Source organism: Mesorhizobium sp. M7A.F.Ca.MR.148.00.0.0, from assembly GCF_003997735.1.
Lineage (GTDB): Bacteria > Pseudomonadota > Alphaproteobacteria > Rhizobiales > Rhizobiaceae > Mesorhizobium.
In genome coordinates, this window is sequence record NZ_RZTB01000457.1 from 1 (window position 1) to 342 (window position 342).

The following is a 342-nucleotide window of genomic DNA, read 5'->3' on the forward strand; positions in this document are numbered from 1 at the left end:
GTGTGGACGCAGACATCCGTGGTGCATCCGGAAAACAGCAGATGCGTGATGCCTTGCGCGCGCAGCACAAGTTCGAAATCCGTATAGGTGAAAGCGCTGTTGCAGGTCTTGTCGACGATGATGTCCTGCGGGGCGACGTCGATCTCCGGAACGATCTGGAATCCTGGACCAGAGCGCAGCAGGATTTCGGTGCCTTCGAGCCCAGCGCGCTTGCGGCGCCATGTCTCGTAGGGCGTCATGTCGGCCATGTCAGCCCGGTAGCCCTGCCTGGTGTGGATGACCCTGACACCGGCCTTGCGGGCGGCTGATATCAGCCGGCTCACGGTCGGCAGGATCGCCCTG

At 62.6% G+C, this 342-nt stretch carries 1 protein-coding gene; it reads right to left on the bottom strand.

The annotated features are described in order from the left end of the window. A partial coding sequence (locus tag EOB49_RS34930) for an isochorismatase family cysteine hydrolase (RefSeq protein WP_164781988.1) occupies positions 1–342 on the bottom strand: 342 nt, incomplete at both ends.